Source organism: Microbacterium gawkjiense (genome assembly GCF_031932225.1).
Taxonomy (GTDB): Bacteria; Actinomycetota; Actinomycetes; order Actinomycetales; family Microbacteriaceae; genus Microbacterium; species Microbacterium gawkjiense.
The window spans coordinates 1,323,703-1,346,159 of the sequence record NZ_JAUZVV010000002.1 but is presented as its reverse complement, the minus strand read 5'-3'; the positions used below and the strand labels follow the sequence as shown (position 1 = coordinate 1,346,159).

The 22,457-nt window shown below is 70.9% G+C and carries 18 protein-coding genes and 1 rRNA gene; 14 read left to right on the top strand and 5 right to left on the bottom strand.

Features of this window, described 5'->3' with window-relative positions:
* The 7 genes from rrf to Q9S71_RS14640 form a co-directional block, all read left to right on the top strand.
* Positions 1 to 115, top strand: a 5S ribosomal RNA gene (gene rrf, locus Q9S71_RS14670); the annotation flags it as partial.
* 126 nt (positions 116 to 241) lie between these two features.
* Entirely contained in the window at positions 242 to 1,930 is a 1,689-nt protein-coding gene (locus Q9S71_RS14665; protein WP_311863217.1) for an ABC-F family ATP-binding cassette domain-containing protein, read from the top strand.
* Between the two features lie 48 nt (positions 1,931 to 1,978).
* Entirely contained in the window at positions 1,979 to 3,100 is a 1,122-nt protein-coding gene (locus Q9S71_RS14660) for a GuaB3 family IMP dehydrogenase-related protein (protein WP_311863319.1), read from the top strand.
* On the top strand, positions 3,100 to 3,957 hold the full coding sequence (locus Q9S71_RS14655; protein WP_311863215.1) for an SURF1 family protein: 858 nt from the start codon (positions 3,100 to 3,102) through the stop codon (positions 3,955 to 3,957). The genes Q9S71_RS14660 and Q9S71_RS14655 overlap by 1 nt, the downstream gene beginning before the upstream one ends.
* A gap of 10 nt (positions 3,958 to 3,967) precedes the next feature.
* Complete coding sequence (locus Q9S71_RS14650; RefSeq protein WP_217531549.1) at positions 3,968 to 4,486, top strand: DUF3817 domain-containing protein; 519 nt, start codon at positions 3,968 to 3,970, stop codon at positions 4,484 to 4,486.
* Positions 4,483 to 6,063 carry a glutamine-hydrolyzing GMP synthase gene (gene guaA / locus Q9S71_RS14645; RefSeq protein WP_217531550.1) on the top strand — a complete coding sequence of 527 codons (1,581 nt, stop codon included), beginning with the start codon at positions 4,483 to 4,485 and terminating at the stop codon, positions 6,061 to 6,063. Before Q9S71_RS14650 ends, guaA begins: the two co-directional genes overlap by 4 nt.
* A gap of 124 nt (positions 6,064 to 6,187) precedes the next feature.
* Positions 6,188 to 7,780, top strand: coding sequence for a sensor histidine kinase (locus Q9S71_RS14640; RefSeq protein ID WP_311863212.1), 1,593 nt, complete (start codon positions 6,188 to 6,190; stop codon positions 7,778 to 7,780).
* 70 nt (positions 7,781 to 7,850) lie between these two features.
* Here the strand turns inward: Q9S71_RS14640 and Q9S71_RS14635 are convergent, their stop codons facing one another.
* Positions 7,851 to 8,753 (bottom strand): Bax inhibitor-1/YccA family protein, encoded by a 903-nt coding sequence (locus tag Q9S71_RS14635; protein WP_311863210.1) that lies wholly within the window; start codon positions 8,751 to 8,753, stop codon positions 7,851 to 7,853.
* Positions 8,754 to 8,916: 163 nt separating this feature from the next.
* On the opposite strand from Q9S71_RS14635, the gene Q9S71_RS14630 reads away from it, so the two are divergent.
* From Q9S71_RS14630 to Q9S71_RS14610, 5 genes are all read left to right on the top strand, one after another.
* On the top strand, positions 8,917 to 9,912 hold the full coding sequence (locus Q9S71_RS14630) for a glycerophosphodiester phosphodiesterase family protein (RefSeq protein ID WP_311863208.1): 996 nt from the start codon (positions 8,917 to 8,919) through the stop codon (positions 9,910 to 9,912).
* Positions 9,913 to 10,005: 93 nt separating this feature from the next.
* A complete protein-coding gene (locus Q9S71_RS14625) occupies positions 10,006 to 11,277 on the top strand; it encodes an MFS transporter (protein WP_311863206.1) in 1,272 nt (423 codons plus the stop codon).
* Between the two features lie 10 nt (positions 11,278 to 11,287).
* On the top strand, positions 11,288 to 12,220 hold the full coding sequence (locus tag Q9S71_RS14620) for an ABC transporter ATP-binding protein (protein WP_311863203.1): 933 nt from the start codon (positions 11,288 to 11,290) through the stop codon (positions 12,218 to 12,220).
* On the top strand, positions 12,217 to 13,290 hold the full coding sequence (locus Q9S71_RS14615) for an ABC transporter permease (protein ID WP_217531555.1): 1,074 nt from the start codon (positions 12,217 to 12,219) through the stop codon (positions 13,288 to 13,290). The genes Q9S71_RS14620 and Q9S71_RS14615 overlap by 4 nt, the downstream gene beginning before the upstream one ends.
* A 153-nt stretch (positions 13,291 to 13,443) precedes the next feature.
* Positions 13,444 to 16,557 carry a S8 family peptidase gene (locus tag Q9S71_RS14610; RefSeq protein ID WP_311863201.1) on the top strand — a complete coding sequence of 1,038 codons (3,114 nt, stop codon included), beginning with the start codon at positions 13,444 to 13,446 and terminating at the stop codon, positions 16,555 to 16,557.
* A 61-nt stretch (positions 16,558 to 16,618) separates the two neighbouring features.
* Here the strand turns inward: Q9S71_RS14610 and Q9S71_RS14605 are convergent, their stop codons facing one another.
* Positions 16,619 to 17,047, bottom strand: coding sequence for a hypothetical protein (locus Q9S71_RS14605; RefSeq protein WP_311863199.1), 429 nt, complete (start codon positions 17,045 to 17,047; stop codon positions 16,619 to 16,621).
* 69 nt (positions 17,048 to 17,116) lie between these two features.
* Here Q9S71_RS14605 and Q9S71_RS14600 point away from each other — a divergent pair, with 69 nt between their 5' ends.
* Both Q9S71_RS14600 and Q9S71_RS14595 read left to right on the top strand, forming a co-directional pair.
* Positions 17,117 to 17,746 carry a DUF1684 domain-containing protein gene (locus tag Q9S71_RS14600; RefSeq protein ID WP_311863196.1) on the top strand — a complete coding sequence of 210 codons (630 nt, stop codon included), beginning with the start codon at positions 17,117 to 17,119 and terminating at the stop codon, positions 17,744 to 17,746.
* A gap of 113 nt (positions 17,747 to 17,859) precedes the next feature.
* Complete coding sequence (locus Q9S71_RS14595) at positions 17,860 to 18,858, top strand: aldo/keto reductase (RefSeq protein ID WP_311863194.1); 999 nt, start codon at positions 17,860 to 17,862, stop codon at positions 18,856 to 18,858.
* Positions 18,859 to 19,057: 199 nt separating this feature from the next.
* On the opposite strand, the gene Q9S71_RS14590 is transcribed toward Q9S71_RS14595, so the two are convergent.
* From Q9S71_RS14590 to Q9S71_RS14580, 3 genes are all read right to left on the bottom strand, one after another.
* Positions 19,058 to 20,539 (bottom strand): serine/threonine-protein kinase, encoded by a 1,482-nt coding sequence (locus Q9S71_RS14590; protein WP_311863192.1) that lies wholly within the window; start codon positions 20,537 to 20,539, stop codon positions 19,058 to 19,060.
* Positions 20,540 to 20,627: 88 nt separating this feature from the next.
* Complete coding sequence (locus tag Q9S71_RS14585) at positions 20,628 to 20,963, bottom strand: hypothetical protein (protein ID WP_311863190.1); 336 nt, start codon at positions 20,961 to 20,963, stop codon at positions 20,628 to 20,630.
* Entirely contained in the window at positions 20,960 to 22,411 is a 1,452-nt protein-coding gene (locus Q9S71_RS14580; RefSeq protein ID WP_311863188.1) for a PspC domain-containing protein, read from the bottom strand. Before Q9S71_RS14580 ends, Q9S71_RS14585 begins: the two co-directional genes overlap by 4 nt.
* Positions 22,412 to 22,457: the final 46 nt, after the last annotated feature.

Below are 22,457 nucleotides of genomic sequence, written 5' to 3'. Positions count from 1 at the left end.
CGGCGGCCATAGCGTGAGGGAAACGCCCGGTCACATTCCGAACCCGGAAGCTAAGCCTCACAGCGCCGATGGTACTGCAGGGGGGACCCTGTGGGAGAGTAGGACACCGCCGGACTTCTTTCGATCGAAAGCCCCGACCAATGCTGGTCGGGGCTTTCGTGGTTTCCGGGCATCTTCGTGAGAACCTGCGTTCTCCGATAAGCTGGTCGGCTCCGGTCTCGGGGCGGAAGGACCGACCATCGTGGCCCACATCGACGTGCAGAGCGTCTCATTCACCCTCCCCGACGGGACCCCGCTTCTCGAGGACGTCGTGTTCCGGGTCCCGGCGGGATCGACGACTGCCCTCGTCGGGCAGAACGGTGCCGGCAAGACCACGCTCATGCGCATCATCCGCGGCGAGCTCCGCGCGCACGGCGGCGCCGTCACGATCGACGGTTCGCTGGGTGCGATGGATCAGTTCATCGGGCATGGGGCTTCCGGCCAGACCGTCCACGACCTCCTCATCACTGTGGCTCCGGCTCGGATCAGCGCCGCGGCGCGAGAGCTCGAGGACGCCGAGAACGCGCTCATCGAGTCCGAAGATTTCGATGCACAGATGCGCTACGCCGCGGCGATCGCCGACTACGCGGATGCCGGCGGTTACGAGTACGAGACCGTCTGGGACACGTGCACGACGGCGGCCCTCGGCATCCCGTTCGAACGTGCGCGGTTCCGGGAACTCGTCACCCTGTCGGGAGGTGAGCAGAAGCGGCTCGCGCTCGAAGCACTCCTGCGCGGAACGGACCATGTGCTCCTGCTCGACGAGCCCGACAACTACCTCGACGTCCCGGGCAAACGGTGGCTCGAGGAGCGGTTGCGCGAGACGACGAAGACCGTCCTGCTGATCTCGCACGACCGCGAGTTGCTCGCCCGTGCGGCGAGCCGCATCGTCACGCTCGAGGCGGGCGCGGCCGGCAGCACCGCCTGGGTCCACGGCGGCGGGTTCACGACGTACCACCGAGCGCGCGAGGACCGCATGTCGCGCCTCGACGAGCTGCGCCGTCGGTGGGACGAGGAGCACGCGAAGCTGAAGAAGTTCGTCGCCGACATGAAGGTGAAGGCGGCCGCGAGCGACGAGTTCGCGTCACGCTACCGCGCGGCGCAGACCCGGCTCCGTCGATTCGAGGAGGCCGGTCCGCCCGAGGAGCGACCCGCGGAACAGAAGCTCGACCTGCGGCTGCGCGGTGCGCGCACCGGCAAGCGCGCCGTCGTCGCGGAGTCCCTCGAGCTGACCGGGCTCATGCGACCGTTCGACCTCGAGGTGTGGTTCGGCGACCGCGTGGCGGTGCTCGGATCGAACGGCTCGGGGAAGTCCCACTTCCTGCGGCTGCTCGCCGCGGGCGGCTCGGATCCCGACGCCCTCCTGGGGCACGTCACGGTCACCGGGGCGGCGCTGGAGCCGGTGGCGCACACCGGCAGCGCCGCACTGGGCGCGCGGGTGGTGCCCGGGTGGTTCGCGCAGACCCACCGGCATCCGGAGTTCACCGGGCGGTCCCTGCTCGACATCCTGCACCGGGGCGACGACCGGAGGAGCGGGATGCCGCGCGACGCCGCCAGCTCGGCGCTCGACCGTTACGGGCTCGTCGCCCAGGCCGAGCAGGACTTCGCGAGTCTGTCCGGCGGCCAGCAGGCGCGGTTCCAGATCCTGCTGCTGGAACTGTCGGGTGCGACGCTTCTGCTGCTCGACGAGCCGACCGACAACCTCGACCTCGTGTCGGCCGAGGCGCTGGAGAACGCCTTGACCGCGTTCTCGGGAACCGTGCTCGCGGTCACCCACGACCGCTGGTTCGCACGGTCGTTCGACCGGTTCCTCGTCTTCGGGGCCGACGGCACGGTCTACGAGTCCGACGAGCCCGTGTGGGACGAACGGCGGGTGGCGCGTGCCCGCTGAGCAGGCGGGGCGGGCGTCGGGCCCCGACGGTAGGCTGGGACGGTGACCATGGAAATCGAGCTCGGCCGCGCCAAGCGCGCGCGTCGCGCGTACGCCTTCGACGACATCGCCGTCGTGCCCTCGCGGCGCACGCGCAACCCCGAGGACGTCTCGACCGCCTGGTCGATCGATGCCTACAGCTTCGGCATCCCGGTCCTCGGCGCGCCGATGGACTCGGTGATGAGCCCGCGCACGGCGATCATGCTCGGTCAGCTCGGCGGCCTGGGTGTGCTCGACCTCGAGGGGCTGTGGACCCGGTACGACGACCCGGAGCCGCTGCTCGCCGAGATCGCCGCGCTCCCCGCGGACGGCGCGACCCGTCGGATGCAGGAGCTCTATTCCGCTCCGATCAGGCCCGAGCTGGTCCGCGACCGCCTCGCCGAGATCCGCGCCGCCGGCGTGACGGTGGCCGGCGCGCTCACCCCGCAGCGCACGCAGGATCTGTACGAGACCGTCGTCGCCGCCGGCGTCGACCTGTTCGTCATCCGCGGCACCACGGTCTCGGCCGAGCACGTGTCCAGCGTCGACCAGCCGCTCAACCTCAAGAAGTTCATCTACGACCTCGACGTCCCCGTCATCGTGGGCGGCGCGGCGACCTACACTGCTGCGCTCCACCTCATGCGGACCGGCGCCGCCGGCGTCCTCGTCGGGTTCGGCGGGGGAGCGGCATCCACCACTCGCGCCACCCTCGGCCTGCACGCGCCGATGGCCACCGCGGTCGCCGACGTCGCCGGTGCGCGCCGCGACTACCTCGACGAGTCGGGCGGGCGCTACGTGCACGTCATCGCCGACGGCGGTGTCGGCACGTCGGGCGACATCGTGAAGGCGCTCGCCATGGGCGCCGATGCCGTCATGCTCGGCGTCGCGCTCGCGCGCGCGACCGACGCCCCCGGCCGCGGCTTCCACTGGGGACCCGAGGCGCACCACGCCAAGCTGCCGCGCGGCACCCGCGTCGAGGTCGGTCAGGTCTCGCCGTTGGAAGAGATCCTCTACGGCCCGGCCCCCGTCGCCGACGGCACGGCGAACCTCATCGGTGCGCTGCGGAAGTCGATGGCGACGACCGGCTACTCGGATCTCAAGGAGTTCCAGCGCGTCGAGGTCGTCGTCGCGCCGTACGCGTCGTCCCACTGATGACCGGAACCCCCGCCGTCGACGATCTTCCCGACGTCTTCCCGCCGACGCTGCGGGAGGTCATGACCCGTCCGTTCTGGATCGGGATGCTGGGCCTCGCCCTGCTCGTGGCCGGGATCTTCGCGTGGCTCGGGCAGTGGCAGCTGGGGAACGCCATCGACACCGATCCGCCGCCCGCGGGCATGACCGAGCAGGTGCGTCCGCTGGGTGAGGTCGTGGCTCCCGGCGCTTACCTGCCGGAGCCGCTCGTGGGCCAACGGGTCGAGGTGACGGGTGCCTTCGTAGCCGGCGACTTCCGCGTCGTCACCTCCCGCTACGACGACGGCACGCCCGGATACTGGGTGGCGGGACAATTCCGCGTCGACTCGACGACCGCCGGGGTGGACGGTCCGACCTCGCTCGCAGTGGCGGTCGGGTTCACGCCTGACCGGGAGAACGCGGATGCCGCGGCATCCGCTTTGAGCGACGCGCCGCCGCAGGACGTCACGCTGACGGGACGGCTTATCTCCGACGAGGGCGCGAAGGAGCCGCCGCGGGACGCCGACCCTCTCGAGATCACCTCGATGTCTCCGGCCGCGCTGCTCTCGCAGTGGAGCGACATCGAGGAGCTCGACGTCTACCGTCCCTACCTCGTCTCCGCGGAGGCCTTCGGCGCGCTGCAGCAGATCCATGCGCCGGCCCCGACCGAGCTGTCGTCGGTGAACTGGCTCAACATCTTCTACGCCATCGAGTGGGCGGTATTCGCGGGCTTCGCCTTCTACATGTGGTACCGACTGGCGCGCGACGCGTGGGAGAAGGAAGTCGAAGCGCTCTCCGACGACGGCGAGGGCGCCGAGCAGCCCCTGCCGCGCCCGTAGACTGGAAGCCATGCCCGTCCAGCCCAAACTCGCCACGTTCCCGGCGATCCGCGGCGCCCTGCGGTTCTACCAGATCGCATCGATCATCACCGGTGTCGGCCTGCTTCTGCTGGTCGCCGAGATGATCCTGAAGTACACGCCGCTCCACGTCGAGCTCTTCGCCGGCGGCTCGGGTGGGCTGCTGTGGTTCGCGACGGCGATCCCCGGCCCCGACTGCCAGTGGTACTCGCTGTTCGCGCCGATGACGAACACGTGCGACATCGTCTCCACCGGAGACGGCGTCAACATCTCGCTCGCGATCCTCGTCGTGCACGGGTGGTTCTACGTCGTCTATCTCTTCGCGTGCTTCCGGGTGTGGAGCCTCATGCGGTGGCGCTTCCCGCGTTTCATCGTGCTCGCACTCGGCGGCATCGTGCCCCTCCTGTCCTTCTTCATGGAGGCGAAGGTCGCCCGCGAGGTCAGGGAGTACCTGGCCGAGCGGGAGGCCGCCGCATCCGTCCCCCTCGAAACCCCCACGGAGACCCGGTGACAGAGCAGACCGAAACCTCCCAGCGACCCGTGCTGGTCGTCGACTTCGGCGCCCAGTACGCGCAACTGATCGCCCGTCGCGTCCGCGAGGCCGGCGTGTACAGCGAACTGGTGCCGCACACCGCGACGGCTGCGGAGATCGCCGAGAAGAACCCTGTCGGGATCATCCTCTCGGGCGGTCCCTCGTCGGTCTACGAGGAGGGAGCGCCGCAGCTGGATGCCGGTGTCTTCGACCTCGGTGTCCCGACGCTCGGCATCTGCTACGGCTTCCAGGTGATGGCCAAGACCCTCGGCGGCGAGGTCGCGAACACCGGCCTCCGCGAGTACGGGGCGACGGATGCCACGATCGTCACCGACAACGTGCTGCTCGACGGACAGCCCGTGGACCAGAACGTGTGGATGAGCCACGGCGACCAGGTCAGCGCCGCTCCCGACGGCTTCGAGGTCCTCGCGCGGACCGCGGCCACCCCCGTCGCCGCCTTCGCGAACGACGCCCGTAAGCTCTACGGCGTGCAGTGGCATCCCGAGGTCAAGCACTCCGACCACGGCCAGCGCGTGCTGGAGAACTTCCTGCACAAGGCGGCGGGACTGCCCGCCGACTGGAACAGCGACAACGTCATCGCCGAGCAGGTCGAGAAGATCCGCGCGCAGGTCGGGACGGGCCGGGTCATCTCGGCGTTGTCGGGAGGCGTCGACTCGGCGGTGTCCACCGCCCTCGTGCACAAGGCTGTCGGCGACCAGCTCACCGCCGTCTTCATCGACCACGGGCTCCTCCGCAAGGGCGAGCGCGAGCAGGTCGAGAACGACTACGTCGCCTCGACCGGGGTGCGCCTGATCACCGTCGACGCGCGGGAGACCTTCCTCGACGCCCTCGCCGGCGTGAGCGATCCCGAACAGAAGCGCAAGATCATCGGCCGGGAGTTCATCCGCGCCTTCGAGAAGGTCCAGTCGGACCTCATCGCCGAGGCCGCCGCGGAGGGCGACCCGATCCGGTTCCTCGTGCAGGGCACCCTGTACCCGGACGTCGTCGAGTCCGGCGGCGGTGCCGGCACGGCGAACATCAAGAGCCACCACAACGTCGGAGGACTCCCCGAAGACCTGCAGTTCGAGCTCGTCGAGCCGCTGCGCACCTTGTTCAAAGACGAGGTCCGCGCGATCGGCCGTGAGCTCGGGCTCCCGGAAGCCATCGTCGGACGGCAGCCCTTTCCGGGGCCCGGCCTCGGCATCCGCATCGTGGGTGAGGTCACCGCTGACCGCCTCGAGATCCTGCGTGACGCCGACGCCATCGCTCGCGCCGAGCTGACGAAGGCGGGACTGGACGGCGAGATCTGGCAGTGCCCCGTCGTGCTGCTGGCCGACGTCCGCTCGGTGGGTGTGCAGGGGGACGGGCGGACCTACGGGCATCCGATCGTCCTTCGCCCCGTCTCGAGCGAGGACGCCATGACGGCGGACTGGACCCGGCTGCCGTACGACGTGCTCTCGAAGATCAGCAACCGCATCACGAACGAGGTGCGCGAGGTCAACCGGGTGGTGCTCGACGTCACGTCGAAGCCCCCGGGGACCATCGAATGGGAGTGAGTCGCGGGGGGAGCCCCCGTGACGAGCCGCGCCGCCAGCCCTTGACACGGCGTGTCCGGCCCGGTCAGAGTGAGCGCGGGCTCCTGCCCCGTTCTGCACCGCCGTCTGAGGAGGGGGTGAGGCGTTGATCGAGCGTCCGCGTACACAGCCGTACGCGCAGTTCGTCCTGGCCATCTCGACCCTCATCGTCGTGCTGATCCTCGGGACGATCGACAGCGCCCGCATCACCCCGCTGCTGCTCGCCGGCTTCGGCGTCATCGTTCTGAGCACGGCGGCCATGACCGCCGTCTGGCTCGTCCAGCCGACCAAGCACACGGAGTGGCTGGCGGCCATCCCGCTCGTGCAGATCCTCGCGTGCGTCCCCCTGCGGGACGCCGGTGTGGAGGTCCTGCCCGCGGCGGGCCTGCTGATGATCTTCCCGCTCGGCTGGCTCGCCTTCGCCTTCCCGCCCGCCACCGTCGTGGCCGGGGTGCTGCTGACCGCTCTCGGACCGCTCATCCAGATCATCCGGACCGGCGGATTCCGCGACGCCGCCGACGTCGTCTCGGTCGTCGCCCTGCCCATCATCGCGGGGCTCATCGCGGGGACCATCGCCCTCATCGCCCGGGACCTCGGGCGGATGCGGGCGCACACCGAGGCCGTGTCGGACGAACTCGATCACGCGCTGCGGCTGTCGGGCCGCGACACCGCCATGCTGCGCGCCACGCTCGACGCGACCGACAACGCCGTCGCCGTCTTCGGACCGGATGGACGCCCGATCCTGCTCAACGCCGTGGCCGCCGAGATCAGCGGACGATCCGGGATAGACGAGATCGACCGGGACGGATTCCTCTCGGTCATCTGGCGCGCCGACACCTCGATGCCCGCCGAGGCCACCTCGGCCGACTTCGTCGAGCGCGTGCGCTCGGGGGACTTCGCCGCGCCGCGGACGGTGGAGTTCGGCGGCGACCCGCGGCGCGTGCTGCAGGTCATCGTGCGTCCCGTCGTCGCCGGCGGCGAGGAGGTCGGGATCGTGATCGTCGGTCAGGACGTCACCGAGCTCGTGGGTGCCGTCGAAGTCCGCGATCGGTTCCTCAGCACCGTCGGTCACGAATTCCGCACGCCCCTCACGGTGATCCTCGGTCACACCGACATCGCCCTCATGAACGAGTCGGCCGAGACCGAACGGTGGGAAGCGGTCGAGCGGTCCGCGGAGCGCCTGCTGCGGCTCGTCGAGCGCCTCATCGCCGCCGGACAGTCGACACGCGACGTCGAGGCGCGCTCGGGAGCCTCCCACGTCGGCCCTGTCGTCAAACACGCGATCTCGGAGGTCGCGGCCCGCGCGCGGGACCGCCGCATCCACATCCAGATGGGCGCGATGCCCGAGCGTGCGGCTCGCATCGCCGTCCGCGATCTCGCGTCGATCCTGGAGGAGCTCCTCCGCAACGCCGTCGAGTTCACCCCCGCGGGAGGCGGCGACGTCGTGGTCTCGGCCTACGAGGAGGGACGCGAGATCGTCGTCACCGTCGCGGACCAGGGTGTCGGGATGACCGAGCAGGAGCGCACGCACGCCTTCGACCGGTTCTACCGGGCTCCGTACGCACACGATGCCGCCATTCCCGGCACCGGCATCGGGCTCTCCAACGCCGCGTCGCTCGCCGAGGCCTACGGGGCGACCGTGGCGCTCGAGTCGCACGCCCCGCGCGGCACGGTCGCCGTCCTGCGGCTCCCGTCCTGAGCACGCGGACCGCCCGCAACGACGAAGGCCGCCCGGTTTCCCGGACGGCCTTCGTCGTGTGAGGCGGGGGTCAGTCGTTGCCCCGCAGGATGGCGATGATGCGGAGGATCTCGACGTAGAGCCAGACGACCGTGACCATGATGCCGAAGGCGCCGATCCAGCCGAACTCGCGGGGAGCGCCGTTGCGGGCACCCTGCTGCACGAGGTCGAAATCCAGGACCAGGGAGTACGCGGCCATGATCACGACGAGAACACCGATCACGAGTCCCAGCGGGAACGGTCCGATCTTGGCGCTGTGCAGACCGAACATCATGTCCTGCGGGAGGACGTTCGTCCACATCAGGACGAGGTTCACGAGCGAGAAGACCATGTAGCCCACAAGCGCGATCATGAAGATCTTCGTGGCACGAGCCGAGGCGCGGATCTTTCCGCTTGCGAAGAGAGCAAGAGTGGTTCCGACGACAGCGACGGTGGCCAGCGTGGCCTGCATGACGATGCCGGGCCAGATGAACTCGAAGAACGCCGAGATACCTCCGACGAACAGACCCTCGAACGCCGCGTACGCGAAGATCAGGCCGGGGCGGACCTTTTTGCGCGACGTGAAGGTGATGATCATCGCGAGGACGAAACCACCCAGCGCACCGATGATCCAGGGCATCATCGTGGGGACAGGGTTCTCGACGCTGACGGGCGAGAGGGTCCAGACCCACCCGACCACCGCTGTCACGAGAAGGATCCCGAAGAGGATGACCGTCTTCAGAACGGTGTCCTCGACCGTCATCCGGCCGGTGTTGACGGAGGATGCGGTCGGGGCCGCGTACATGCCCTCGAGCTGAGCGCTCGCGGCGAGGTCGGCGGCCTGGTGCGAGGCGGCCGAGTAGTTCGTCGGGGCGGCAGGGGGAGTCAGGCCGGGACGGCGCTGATCCTCCTGGAACACCGGATTGTTGAAGGCGAAATTGCCGGACGCTGCCATTGTGTGTCTCACTCCAAAAGTCGACTCACAGCGCTGTGCTGTCGATCCAGCGTATCGGACCGTGTTTCCGCGGGTGCGGGCCCCCGCTGTGAGAGGACTATGAGGCCCCTCTGGCCGCGCTCGTGCGGCGGGTCGCGTCACCCGAGCTGGGTACCCTGACCGCATGTCCGTGAACCGCTCGCTCGTCATCGGTCACCGCGGCGCGCCGGGGTACCTGCCCGAGCATTCGCGCGCCTCTTACGACCTCGCTCTCGCCTCCGGGGTGGACGCCGTCGAGCCCGACGTCGTCTTCACCTCGGACCGCATCGCCGTGGTCCGGCACGAGAACGAGATCGGGTCGACGACCGACGTGGCCGACCACCCCGAGTTCGCGTCCCGTCGGGCGACGAAGGTCGTCGACGGTGCGCCCCTGACCGGATGGTTCACGGAGGACTTCAGGTGGGACGAGCTGGCCACGCTGCGGTGCCGGGAACGGCTGCCGCACCTGCGGCCGGGGAGCGCGGCGAGCGACCGCGGTCAGCCGATCCTGCGGCTGCGCGAGCTCCTCGACCTCGTGGCTGCGGCCCCGGCGGCGGCCGGCGTCGTGCTGGAGGTGAAGCACGCGACGTACTTCGGGTCGATCGGGTACGACGTCGCGGGGCTGCTCGCCGACGAACTGCGCAGCGCCGGATGGGATGTCGGGGCCCGGCCGCTGGTGATCGAATCGTTCGAGCAGCGGATCCTGCAGGAGCTGCGGGGTCGCGGCATCCGTGCCCGCTACATCTACCTGCTCGAGGCGGAGGGGTCCGCGTGGGACCTCCGGGCGGCGGACGGCGACGACGCACTCACCTACGCCGACCAGCTCACCCCGGCGGGGCTCGACCTGCTCGCGGGGGAGGTTGACGGGATCAGTCTCGACAAGCGGATCGTGCTCGAGCATCCGTCCGTCGTGGCGGACGCGCATCGTCGCGGGCTCGAGGTCTATGTGTGGACGTGCCGACCGGAGAACGCGTTCCTCGACCCGCTCTTCCGCGGCCCCGGCGACGACGCGGCGTTCGGCGATTGGGAGGGGGAGTGGCGCCGGATCGCGGAGACCGGCGTCGACGGCGTCTTCGTCGACCACCCGGACCTCGGCGTCGCCTTCTTCGCCCACCCGGGACGCTCAGGTGGCGCGCGGTAGAATGGACGCCGGTGCGCCAGCACCCCGTGTAACTACCTGATCCGTGGAGAGTCAAGGCGGCACGACGCCTCAGCTGCACGGAGGTCATGACACATGCCCCTCACCGACTCGACACCGGTGCGCGCCCCCGAACGCGACAGCCCCCTCCGGACGCTCGCCGCTTCTGTGGGTATCGGATACTTCGCCATCGCCCTGATCGCGCGACTGCCGTACGCGATGATCGTCGTCGGCGTCCTCACGATGGTGGTCGACGCCCGGGGATCGCTCGCCGTCGGCGGGCTCACCTCGGCGATGGTCGGCCTCGGCACCATCGCGACCGGCCCCCTCATCGGTGCGGCCGCCGATCGCTGGGGTCAGCGCCCGGTGCTGCTGCTCGCGACGCTCGTCCAGAGCGCCGTCCTGGTGACCCTCGTCGCCGTCGCCTATGGCGACACCCCGGACGGTGTGCTCCTGGGCGTCTCGGTGCTCGCCGGGGCGACCGCTCCGCAGGTCTCGCCGATGTCGCGCGCCCGGCTGGTCGGCGCGATCGGCCGGATGGGCCTCGATCGCAGCGCCCGCGGACGGCTGCAGGAATCGACGATGGGGTTCGAGTCGGCCGTCGATGAGATCGTCTTCGTCTTCGGGCCGGTCCTCGTCGGCGTCGTCGCGATCGCGGCTAGCCCCGCCGCCCCGGTTCTCGCCGCCGCCGTCCTCACCGTCGTCTTCGTCACCGCGTTCGCGCTGCACCCGACCGCTCGCACCGCGGGCCACGCGGACGAGGGTGCGGCGCGTGAGCCGGCGCGGGCCGTGCTGCGCCCCGGCATCCTCGTCGCCGCCGCCGGCACCTTCGCGACCGGACTGTTCTTCGGAGCGATGCTGACTTCGCTCACCGCCTTCGCGGACGAGGGCGGGTTCCCCGAGCAGACCGGCATCCTCTACGGGATCATGGGCATCGGCTCAGCGATCCTCGCGCTCGGGGTGGGCCTGTTGCCGCGACGCTTCGCGTTGCCGTGGCGCTGGATCGGCTTCACCGCCGTCCTGCTGATCGGTGCGATTCTCGCCGCCGGGGCAACGGGGGCGATCTCGATGGGGTGGGCTCTCGCGCTCGCCGGCTGCGGCATCGGCCCGACGCTCGCGACGATCTACGCGCTCGCCGCCGCTCGTTCGCCGCGCGGACGCGAGGCGACGGTCATGGCCGTGCTCGGTTCGGCGGTCGTCGTCGGACAGGCCTTCGCGAGCATGGTGGTCGGCGCGCTGGCCGAGTCCGCCGGGGCCGCGGTGGCCCTGTGGGCACCCGTCGTCGCGGTCGCGCTGCTGCTGACCTTCGGCCTGCTCAATCTGCGTGTGCGTCCGCGCGTTCCCCAGGAGGACATCTCCGCCCCCTAGGGTGAGCGGTATGACTGATGCCGGCATCGTCGCCCAGGGGGTGCGACGATCCTTCGGGAACGTCCACGCCGTCCGCGACGTCACCTTCCAGGCGCCCGAGGGCGCGGTCACTGGCCTCGTGGGCCCGAACGGCGCGGGCAAGACGACGCTGCTGCTGATGCTCGCTTCGCTCCTGGCCCCCGACGCCGGCACCATCCGGATCGCCGGGATCGATCCCGTAACCGACCCCGCGGCGGCGCGCGCGAAGCTCGGGTGGATGCCGGACAGCCTGGGCGCGTGGCCCTCGCTCTCGGCCCGCGAGACGATCGCCGTCACCGGCCGGCTCTCCGGCCTCGACCGGACGGCCGCCGCGGCACGCGCCGCGGAACTGCTCACCACCGTCGGCCTCGAGTCTCTCGGGGATGCTCCGGCCCGGGTGCTCTCCCGCGGCCAGAAGCAGCGCCTCGGCCTCGCGCGCGCCCTCGTCCACGACCCGCGGGTGCTCCTGCTCGACGAGCCCGCCTCGGGTCTCGACCCGCAGGCGCGCATCGACCTGCGCCTGCTGCTGCGCTCGCTCGCGGCGGAGGGACGCACGGTGCTGGTCTCCAGCCACATCCTCTCCGAGCTCGAGGAGGTCGTCGACGACGCCGTCTTCATGACGCAGGGCGAGACCGTGAGCTCCGAGCGCGTCGCCGAGGCGGCCGGTCGGGCACGGACGTGGCGGATCCGCCTCGCGGATCGGGATGCCGCGACCGCCGCCCTCCCGGTGGCCCGGGCCCTCGGGCTCGACGTCGCGACCCTCCCCGTCGACCGACGCGACCTGCTCGTGAGCTTCGCCGGCGACGCGGCCGCGGCGCAGGGACTCGCCGCGCTCGTCGCGGCCGGTCTGCCCGTCGCGGAGTTCTCCGCGGCCAGCGGCATCCTGGAACACACCTTCCTCGACCTCGAAGGAGGTGCGCGATGAACCTCTCGCGACTGTGGACCATCGCCCGCCTCGACCTGACCCAGCGCATCCGCACGGTGTCCTGGTACGTGCTGCTCGGTGTCTTCGCGCTCGTCCTCGTCGGGACGACCGCGCTCGCCTTCCTCTCGTTCTCGGGCCAGGAGGACTCCGGACCCGGCGTCTACTCGGTCGTCGTCTTCGTCACGCTGCTGCTGGTCGTGCTCGTCTCGCCGACCCTCAGCGGCAACTCCATCAACGGCGACCGGGATGCCGCGACCCTCGCCCCGCTGCAGGTCACCCAGGCGACGACCCGCGAGATCGTGCTCGGCAAGTTCCTCGCCGCGTGGCTGACCGGGCTCGCGTTCGCCGTGGTCGCCGTGCCGTTCCTCGTCATCGCCACCTTCGGCGGAGGCATCAACCCGCTCGCGGTCGTGGTCTCGGCCGTCGTGCTGGTCGTGGAAGCGGGTGTCGTCGCGGCGCTCGGGACGGCGTTCAGCGGCATCCTCGCCCGTCCGCTGTTCTCCGTCGCGACGACCTACCTCGTCGTGGCGGCCCTCACCGTCGGGACGGTCATCGCGTTCGGCCTGCTCGGGTCGAGCGTCCGCACCGAGCGCGTGGACCGGTACCAATCGGCGCAGTACGACGAGACCGGCGCGCCCGTGTGCGCGGACGGCTCCTCGAGCTGCCCGAACGATCCGGAGCAGTGGGTCTGCGGCGACTGGGAGAGCACCACCTACGAGGTGCCGCGGTTCGATTACTTCTGGTGGATCCTGGCGGCGAACCCCTTCGTGATCCTCGCCGACGCGACACCGTCGACCTTCGATCGCTACGGCAACCCCGACGACCTGTTCGGATGGACGAAGTACTCCGTCCGGCAGTCGCAGATCGCCCCCGAGCCGGTCAGCTCGTACAGCGACTGCGTCGTGCAGGACAGCGGCCCGACACCGGAGGAGATCATCGCGTCGACGGTGCCGAGTTGGTTCGTCGGCCTCGGCGTGCAGGTGATCGCGGCGGGCCTCCTGCTGTGGTGGGCGGGTGTGCGCACCCGCACGCCGGCGCGTCGTCTGCCGCCGGGGACCCGCATCGCGTGACACCCGCCGGGTGAGGATCCTCTCATCTGTGCATCTTCCTCTTGGGGAACGGTCAGGGGGTGCATAGCCTCCTATCAGCCTCGGCCGCGGCATCCGGTCGGATCCCGCCCAAGCCAGCCGAGCGCTCTTCCCAGAAGGAAAGGCGGTCCCCCCTTGCACCGACGCATCCTGGCGGTTGCGGGCGTCCTCGCGCTCTCACTGCCCACCACCGCGGCCCTCGCCGCGACGCCGGACGACGATCCCACCGCGCGGTTCGACCGCAGCACGTCGACCGGCGCCCTCGACAGCGACATCTCGGCGGCCGCGATCGACCCCGATCGGCAGGTGTCGGTCGTCATCGAGATGGAGGGTGAGCCCGTCGCCGTCGTCGAGGCCGAGGAAGGCCGCTCGCTGAGCAAGACCGAGCGGACCGACGTGAAGAAGGACCTGAAGGCCGCGCAGGACGCCATCCGCGGCGACATCACCCAGCGCGGCGGCAAGATCCGCGCGCAGATGCAGTCCGCCTACAACGGCATCCAGGCCACCGTGCCCGCCGCCGAGCTCGACGACGTCGCCGCGCTCCCCGGTGTCGTCGCGGTACACCCCGTCGTGACGCACGAACTCGACAACGCCGTCTCCGTGCCGTTCCTCGGGGTCCCCTCGGTCTGGCAGAGCACCGGGTACACCGGTGAGGACGTCAAGGTCGCGATCATCGACACCGGCATCGACTACACCCACGCCGGCTTCGGCGGCCCGGGCACGGTCGAGGCCTACGAGAAGGCCGCGGCCGCCTCGGATGCGCCCGCCGACCCGAAGCTCTTCGGGCCGAGCGCCCCGCGCGTCAAGGGCGGCATCGACCTCGTCGGTGACGACTACGACGCCGGCGGCACCGGCGACGCCCTGATCCCGAAGCCCGACAACAACCCCCTCGACTGCGAGGGCCACGGCTCCCACGTCGCCGGCACGACCGGCGGATCGGGCGTCACCACCGACGGCAAGACCTACACCGGTCCGTACGACGAGACGACGCCGTCCGTCGACTTCCGGGTCGGACCGGGTGTCGCGCCCGAGGCCGACCTGTACGCCGTCCGAGTGTTCGGCTGCGACGGCTCGACCGACGTCACCATCCAGGCCATCGACTGGGCCGTCGACAACGGCATGGACGTCATCAACATGTCGCTCGGCTCGTCCTTCGGCCGCGGCGACGACCCGAGCGCCGTCGCCGCCGCCAACGCGGTCGGGGCGGGCGTGGTCGTCGTGGCGTCGGCCGGCAACTCCGGACCGAGCCCGTACCTCACCGGTTCGCCGGGCAGCGGTGACGGCGTGATCGCGGTGTCGGCCGTCGACAGCACGGCATCCTTCCCCGGCGCCACCCTCACGGTCGGCGGCAAGAAGGTCCAGGCGATCAACGCGAACGGTGCCGCGCTCGACGACGTCGGGCAGCTGACGGTCGTGCGACTGACCGACGACCCCGCGACCGCCGCCAACGAGGCGCTCGGGTGCGCGGCATCCGACTACACCCGTGCCGGGATCACACAGGGCGGCGGCCAGATCGCCGTCGTCGAACGCGGCACGTGCGCCCGCGCGGCCAAGCCAATCTTCGGGCAGCAGGCCGGAGCCGAGGCGGTCGTCATGGTGAACTCCACGAACGACCTGCCCCCGTACGAGGGCGTCATCACGGAGAATCCCGACGACGGCACGCCGTACGAGGTCACGATCCCGTTCTTCGGCGTCCGCTCGTCCGACGGCGCGGCTTTCACCTCGGGCGCGGCCGTGACCGTCCAGGCGGCGCAGATCGCGAACCCCGCGTTCCGCGACTACGCCTCGTTCAGCTCGTCCGGTCCGCGCAGCGGCGACAGCTCGATCAGCCCCGACGTCGCGGCGCCGGGCGTCTCGATCTCGTCGGTCGCCGTCGGCACGGGCGGCGACGCGTCGGTGCTCTCGGGCACCTCGATGGCCGCCCCGCACGTCGCCGGCGTCGCCGCGCTGACGGTGCAGGCGCACCCGACGTGGGACACCGAGCGGATCTCGGCGGCGATCGTCTCGACCGCCGACCCCGACGGCGTCGCGCGGATCAACCCGACCCGCGGCGGCGTCGGCCTCGTCGACACCGCGCAGGCGGTGCGGACGACGGTGACCGCCACGGGCGACAGCTTCCGCACCGACAGCGGTCGTGTGCGCGAGGCGGCGTTGAGCTTCGGCTTCGACGAGTCGAGTTCGACGCTCGGCGGGACGAAGAAGGTCACCGTCCGCAACGACGGCAAGAAGAGCGTGACCTTCACGGTCTCGACGCAGGCCTCGCCCCAGTCGGTGAAGGCCAAGGTCACGACGAGCACCAAGAAGGTGACGGTGAAGCCGGGTCGCACGGAGAGCGTCCGGGTGACGGTGTCCGCTCCGGCGTCCTCGGTGCCGGGCTCGCTGAGCGCGGACGACCAGTTCTCGTTCGCCGAGATCTCGGGTGATGTCGTGTTCACCGCGCCGGGGTCGACCCTGCGCGTGCCCTACCTGCTCGTCCCGCGGTCGAACAGCGACGTGACGGTGAAGGGCTCGCTCAGCTCGCGCGGCCGCGTGGCCGACGCCGACCACGTCCTCGACCTGCGCAACCGCAAGGGTGCGCTGGATGCGGCAGCGGACGTCTACACCTGGGGTCTGACGGACAAGAAGGATGCCCCGAAGGCGATCGCCGACACGGGTTACGACCTGCGCGCCGCGGGTGTGCAGTCGTTCGCGACCGCGAGCGGTGACCAGCTGGCCGTCTTCGCCGTGAACACGCACTCGCGGTGGTCGAACGCCGCGAGCAACGAGTTCGACGTCGTCATCGACACGAACCGCGACGGCACGCCCGACTGGGTCGTGTTCTCGTACGACTCCGGCGCCGTGCGCAGCGGTTCGGTCGACGGTGTCGCCGAGGTGTTCGTGCAGAACGTGAAGACGGGCGCGCTCACCCCGAGCGGATTCCTCGCGCAGGCGCCGACCGACAGCAGCACGATCCTGCTGCCGGTGAACCTCGCCGACCTGAAGATCACCGGGCCGTTCGACTACACCGTGCAGTCGTTCAGCGTCACGACCGATGGCAGCGACGCGTTCGCGGGGACGGCGACGTACAACCCGGGCGATCCCGCGATCACCAACGGGCAGTACGAGGTCGTGCCGAAGGGCGGCCGGGCCTCGGTGACCGTCCGCACGGACGCCTCCGCCTACGCGGCGCAGAAGCCGCTCGGCGCGATGGTGGTCGTCGTCGACAACGAGTCGGGCGCCGACGAGGCGCTGCTCGTCCCGGTGAAGTAAGGCCGGATTCACGAGAGGGGCGGTGCGTCAGCGGACGCGCCGCCCCTCTCGGCATCCGTCGTCAGCGCTCGCAGAGGCGGGGCTCGTCACCCGACCCGAAGCGGTAGTCGAACGTGCGGCCGTCCGCCCGCACGACGACGCGATAACCGTCGACGATCGCCTGGGTGTAGGACATGCCGGGGGAGGGGCACCCGAGCGAGCCGTCCGAGAACTCGACCCGTTCCGCCGACACGAGGACGGGCTCGCCGGCCACTCCGCGCGTGACGAGATCGGCGACGATCGCCTCCCACTTGGCCGGCGGGAGGTCGGCCGGCGATCCGGTCGGGCCGAGCGGGGCGGGGTTCGCCGTGCGGAACGGCGGTCGTGCGGAGGGGCTGGTGTCGCTCGTGTCGCCGGGGGAGGGCATCGAGGTTCCTTCCGTCGCGCAGGCGGCCAGGGTGAGCGCCGACAGCAGGATCGCTGCGGCGAGGGCGGCGCGTGGTGCGGGCATGATTCTCCTCCCGGCGAGGTTACGCCGGGATCCGGCCCGGAGACAGTGCCGGCCGCATAGCCTGAAGCCATGACCAGCGCTCCGGCACGCACCGCCCTCGAGGTCGCCGACTGGCGTCGTCGCGTCTTCGCCCTGTACGCGGAGGTGCGGGCGGCCGGCGATCCGCGACGTGCGCACGACCGGTGGCGGGCGGAGCGCGACGACCTGTTCGCGCGGCATCCCGCCAGCCCCCTCCTCCCCGAGGACCGCGACGGCTTTGCGGGGCTGCCCGTCGCGCCGTACGACCCGGCCTGGCGGTTCGAGGTCCCGCTGCGCGAGGCGGAGCCCGGCGGATTCGAGTTCCCGACCGGCACCGACGGCGTCGTCCCGTTCGAGCGCCTCGCGGTCGTCGACCTGCCGGAGGTCGGCAGCCTCGACGTCTGGCGGTTGACGACCTACGGCGGCGGGGTCTTCATCCCGCTCCGTGACGGCCTCGCCGGCGTCGCCGGGGGGACGTACGGCGGCGGACGCTATCTGATCGACACGATCAAGGGTGCGGACCTCGGGACGGATGCCGCGGCCGGCACGATCGTGCTCGACCTGAACTTCGCCTACAACCCGTCGTGCGCGTACGACCCGGCCTGGGCGTGCCCGCTCGCGCAGCCGGGCAATGTGCTCGCCCGGGAGGTCCCGGTCGGCGAGCGGTACGCCGCGTCCTGAGCATCTTCGGGCGCCGGCTGTTTCGTGACGCCGATAGATTGGTTCGTCGACGCGATCTGCCCCAGCCGCCGTTCCGCGTGCATCGCCCCCAGCCACAGAAGACTCGGTGATCAATGACCATCCCCGCCCTCCCCTCCCGCTCGATCCGGGGAAACGTGCCCGTCACCGAGGTCGGATTCGGGGCCGCGCAGCTGGGGAACCTCAATCGCACGACGACGGACGACGAATCGACCTCTGCGGTCCACGCCGCGCGTGCCGCCGGCATCACCTACTTCGACACGGCCCCGCATTACGGCCTGGGTCTGTCCGAACGTCGCTTGGGGCGGGCGCTGGCGGAGACCCCGCGCGAGGAGATCATCATCTCCACCAAGGTCGGTCGCCTGCTCGTCGACAGTCCCGACACCGCCGACCTTCAGGACGGCGAGGGATTCGTCGTTCCGGCATCCGTCCGCCGGGAGTGGGATTTCTCGGCGGACGGCGTGAAGCGGTCCATCGAGGACAGCCTGACCCGTCTGGGCACGGACCGGATCGACATCGTCTACCTCCACGATCCCGACGACCACGAGGAGCAGGCGACACGCGAGGCGCTGCCTGCCCTCCTCGATCTGCGCGCACAGGGTGTGATCCGTGCCGTCGGCGCCGGGATGAATCAGTCGGCGATGCCGGCTCGGTTCATCGAGGCGCACGACCTCGACGTCGTGATGCTCGCGGGGCGGCTGACGCTCCTGGACCAGACGGGATTGACGGATCTGATGCCGCTTGCGGCCCGACGAGGGGTGGCCGTCGTGGCCGCCGGGGTCTACAACTCGGGGCTGCTCAGCTCGACGGAGATCAGCCCCGACGCCCATTTCGACTACGCGCCGGCGTCGAGCGAAATGCTCGCCCGCGCTCGCCGGCTCGCCGCGATCTGCCGCTCGCACAGCGTCGACCTCCCGTCTGCCGCCGTGCAGTATTCCCTGCGGCATCCGGCGGTCGTCTCCGCGGTGATCGGGATGCGTACTGCGGCGCACGTCGAGAGCAGCATCGACCGGCGCACGACGGACATTCCCGATGAATTGTGGGTCGAACTCGACGCCGAAGGACTCGCTCCGGATCTGACGAAGGGGAACTGACAGAGGCTGTCCGGTCGAGGCTCAGGTCGGTCGACCTCGCGTCCGACGCGACGGCGGGAGTCGAACCCGCTTCACATCCGGTATGACCCGGTGCCCGGGACCACCCGGACCGTCGCGATGACCTCACGCTAACCCGAGGCTCCGACCTCCGGTCGGGTCATGACCCGGGATGACGTCCGGTGTCCCCGTGTGACGCGGTTCATCCGTTCGCGCCCTTGCCTTTGCCGTTGTCGTTCTTGCCGTTCTTGTCCTTGTCCTTCGCGTTCTCCTGGCCCTTGCCGACGTTCGGGGTCTTACCGTGGACGGCGGCCTTGTCCGCGGCGCGCTCCTTCGCCTTCTCGTTCGCCCTGTCCTGCGCCCGCTGGCTCGGTTCGTCACCGGCGTCTTGAGTGTTCGCGGGAGCGACGCCCGATGCGGGCTGCGCGGGCGCGACCGACTGGGTCGGGGTATCCGTCGTCGACGCCCGGTCGTCGGGCTGATCGACCGTGACGACGGCGGAGTCGCTGTCGTCGTCCGCGACGAGCTCGGCGGGGGCCGGTGTCGTCGGCTCGGTCAGCGTCTGCTCGGGCGCGGGCGCCTCACCCGGCGCGCCGCCGGCCCAGAGAGCGCCGACGAGGATGTAGGCGGCGACGATCACGGTCGCCGCCCCGGTGAGAAGCCAGACGCGCATCCGCCGCGTGCGACGTGCCGATCGCGAGGCGCGGCGGGTGCGGGGGACGTGATCCTGCAGGGCGGTCGGCGCGGACGCCGCGCCGACGAGCGCGGGCGCCGCAGCCATCGCGTCGAACGCCTGCGTGTCCTCGTCGAGGGTGGCGGTGGCAGGCCGCGTCGGGCGGACGACGTCACGGGGGAGTGAGCGGGCGCGGCAGGCGACCTGCGCCGCGGTGGGTCTGTCGGCGGGCTCGCGCGCGATCATCGACGCGATCAACTCCGACCATTCGGGGCCGAGCCACACCGGGATCTCGGGGGTCTCGACGAGGCGGGCCATGACACGACCGATCCCGGATGCCTCGGGGAAGGCCCGGTCGCCCGTGATCGTCTCGAGCAGCAGCAGACCGAGAGCGTAGACGTCGGCGGGGGGACCGGCGGGTTCGCCGCGGACCTGCTCGGGGGCGAGGTAGGCGGCCGTCCCGATGACCGTGCCGGGGCTCGTATGCCGTGTGCTGTCGGCGAGGTAGGCGACACCGAAGTCGGCGAGCTTCGGCCAGAACCTGCGCCCCGGCGTCGTCGAGGCGGCGAGCAGCACGTTCGACGGCTTGACGTCGCGGTGGACGATGCCCGCACGGTGGACCGTGTCGAGACCCGACGCGAGTTCCGCGGCGATGCCGGCGGTCTCGGCGGCATCCAGAGGTCCGTCCTGCAACGCGACGGCAAGCGACGTGCCCTCGACGAACTCCATCACGAGGTACTCGGGCTGGCCCGGGACGACCTTCGCGTCGAAGAGCGTGACGAGTGACGGGTGGTTCAGGGACGCGAGCAGGGACATCTCGGTGCGCGCACGCGGCGGGATCGCGGGATGCTCCGCCTCGGTGCGCATGATCTTGATCGCAACGGTGCGACCCAGGACGACGTCTTCAGCGCGGTACACCCGCGCCATGCCGCCCTGACCGACGCAGCGCCCGAGGACGTAGCGCCCATCGAGCATCCCCGAGGTGATCGGTTCGGCGGGCGGTTCGGTCACGGCCACTCCTGCGGGTGTTCCGGGCTGCGGCGGGCCCGTCGGTACGTCGCCTGCGGCGCGACAGTCCGACGGTATGACCTCTACGGATTCAGGTCTGGCGGCTTGACTCCGGGCTCGTTTGATGCATGGCGCGGCGTCCGAACGAACGTTGCGCGCCGCGCAGCAGTCCGGCGATCGCCCCGACCGTGACCAGGGCGCCGACGACGAGAAGCAGCACCGCTATCGCGCCGCTCGGCTCGGCGCTCGCGAGGGTGTCGGTGAGCGTGTCCATCGCGGCGGCGGACCCGGCGACGGCGGACCCGGCGGCGGCGATCGCCGCGAAGGCGATGCCCCACACGACGGCCGCCCAGCGGATGCGAGGACCGGGAACAGCGGATGCCGCGGTGTCGGGGCCGGCGTCGATGTCGCTGCGCGCGTCGGTCATGAGGACGGTCCTTCCGGGGCGATGTCTGCTTCCGGGTTGAGGTCGATGTACCCGGAGTCCTGCTCGATCACGAGTGTTTCGGTGGTGCGCGCTGACTCGCCGCCCAGGGCGAACGAGTACCGTGTCCGGCCGTCCGATGTCGTCGTCCGGGCCACGTCCTCGAATTCGCCGACATCGACCCATCCCTCGGAGGGCCTCGACACCCCCACGGCGGCGGTCTCCGTGACGATCGTCACGTCGACCCTCACGCGGGTGTTGATGTAGACGCTGGTTGCTCCGGATCGCTTCTCCACCCGCGTGATCCCTTCCTCACCGGTGTCCTGGAGCGAGATCGAGAGGTCACCCCAGGGCTGCACGAAGGGGTCGGCCTCGGACGAGAAGGGTCCTTCGACGTTCGAGATCCCCCAACTCCCCAGGTGGAGTACGCGCGCGACGGTGAAGCCCGTCGCCGCCAGGCCGCCCACGAGGGTCAGGGTCGTGACGAAGGCGAGGAACCCGCTCCGACGGCGCAGGATCCCGGCGACCGTCATCGCCCCCGCGAGGACGAGGGCCGCGACGAACAGGCCCGACGCGATCGGATCCGCCGCCTGCGCGGTCAGGGCGACGATCGTGCCGGTGATCAGGGCCGCACCGATCGCGAGTGCCACGAAAGCGTGCGGCGCACGAGGCGCGACCGTCTGACGCTCCCGCCGGCGTGCGGCGGCTTCCGCGGCGAAGGCCGCGGTGCGCTCCTGACGTTCGCGCCGCAACTGGTCACGGGCGGCGCGAGCGGCATCCTGCTGCTCTCGTCGCCATGCCTGGTCCTGCGCCTTCCATTCGGCGTGTTGCTCGCGCCACCGGGCGAGTTCGTCGTCGTCCGCCTCCCGGCCGGGTGCCGCAGGCTCCTCCGGACGGACGGGCTCGTCGACGGGGTCGCTCGCGTCAGGCTGCGGCGGGGGCGGCGTCGCACCGACGCGTCGGCGGGGGAGGAGCGCCACGATCACGGCGAACAGGATCGCGGCGGATGCGACGATGACCGTGACGGCGGCTAAGCCATCCGAAGCCACCCCGGCGAAGACCGAGGATGCCGGGAGCCCCAAGAGAAGCCCGATCGGCGACGGCACGAAGGATGCGGCGATGAAGATCGCGGCACCGACCTGCCCAGCGTGGAACCGGCCGTCACGGGCCTCCTGCGCCGGGATCCGGCCGTCCGCGTCGGGCAGGACGGCCCACGCTGCACCGTAGAGGAGGGCGATGGGAATCCCGATCACACCCAGGACGACGAGGATGCCCCGCACGATGAGCGGGTCGACGCCCCAGCGTGCGGCCACTCCGGCAGCGACGCCGCCGAACCAGCCGTCGGCGCGCACGACCCCCAGAGACGAGGTCCAGCCGAAGAAGCGATCGCCGCGGCTCGGTCGAGGGGGCGGCGGGTCGGCAGGCGGAGCGAGCGTGGGCTGGGATTCCATGCTCCGATCGTGCCGGGGTGCGGCATCCGTCGGAATCGGGGGTCAC

Bases quoted from the DNA above. Each gene is read 5' to 3' on its own strand.
- Q9S71_RS14620 (WP_311863203.1), top strand. From the start codon at position 11,288: ATGACTGATGCCGGCATCGTCGCCCAGGGGGTGCGACGATCCTTCGGG.
- Q9S71_RS14650 (WP_217531549.1), top strand. From the start codon at position 3,968: ATGCCCGTCCAGCCCAAACTCGCCACGTTCCCGGCGATCCGCGGCGCC.
- Q9S71_RS14585 (WP_311863190.1), bottom strand. From the start codon at position 20,963: ATGACCGACGCGCGCAGCGACATCGACGCCGGCCCCGACACCGCGGCA.
- Q9S71_RS14580 (WP_311863188.1), bottom strand. From the start codon at position 22,411: ATGGAATCCCAGCCCACGCTCGCTCCGCCTGCCGACCCGCCGCCCCCT.
- Q9S71_RS14600 (WP_311863196.1), top strand. From the start codon at position 17,117: ATGACCAGCGCTCCGGCACGCACCGCCCTCGAGGTCGCCGACTGGCGT.
- Q9S71_RS14635 (WP_311863210.1), bottom strand. From the start codon at position 8,753: ATGGCAGCGTCCGGCAATTTCGCCTTCAACAATCCGGTGTTCCAGGAG.
- Q9S71_RS14660 (WP_311863319.1), top strand. From the start codon at position 1,979: ATGGAAATCGAGCTCGGCCGCGCCAAGCGCGCGCGTCGCGCGTACGCC.
- Q9S71_RS14655 (WP_311863215.1), top strand. From the start codon at position 3,100: ATGACCGGAACCCCCGCCGTCGACGATCTTCCCGACGTCTTCCCGCCG.
- Q9S71_RS14595 (WP_311863194.1), top strand. From the start codon at position 17,860: ATGACCATCCCCGCCCTCCCCTCCCGCTCGATCCGGGGAAACGTGCCC.
- Q9S71_RS14630 (WP_311863208.1), top strand. From the start codon at position 8,917: ATGTCCGTGAACCGCTCGCTCGTCATCGGTCACCGCGGCGCGCCGGGG.
- Q9S71_RS14615 (WP_217531555.1), top strand. From the start codon at position 12,217: ATGAACCTCTCGCGACTGTGGACCATCGCCCGCCTCGACCTGACCCAG.
- Q9S71_RS14605 (WP_311863199.1), bottom strand. From the start codon at position 17,047: ATGCCCGCACCACGCGCCGCCCTCGCCGCAGCGATCCTGCTGTCGGCG.
- Q9S71_RS14625 (WP_311863206.1), top strand. From the start codon at position 10,006: ATGCCCCTCACCGACTCGACACCGGTGCGCGCCCCCGAACGCGACAGC.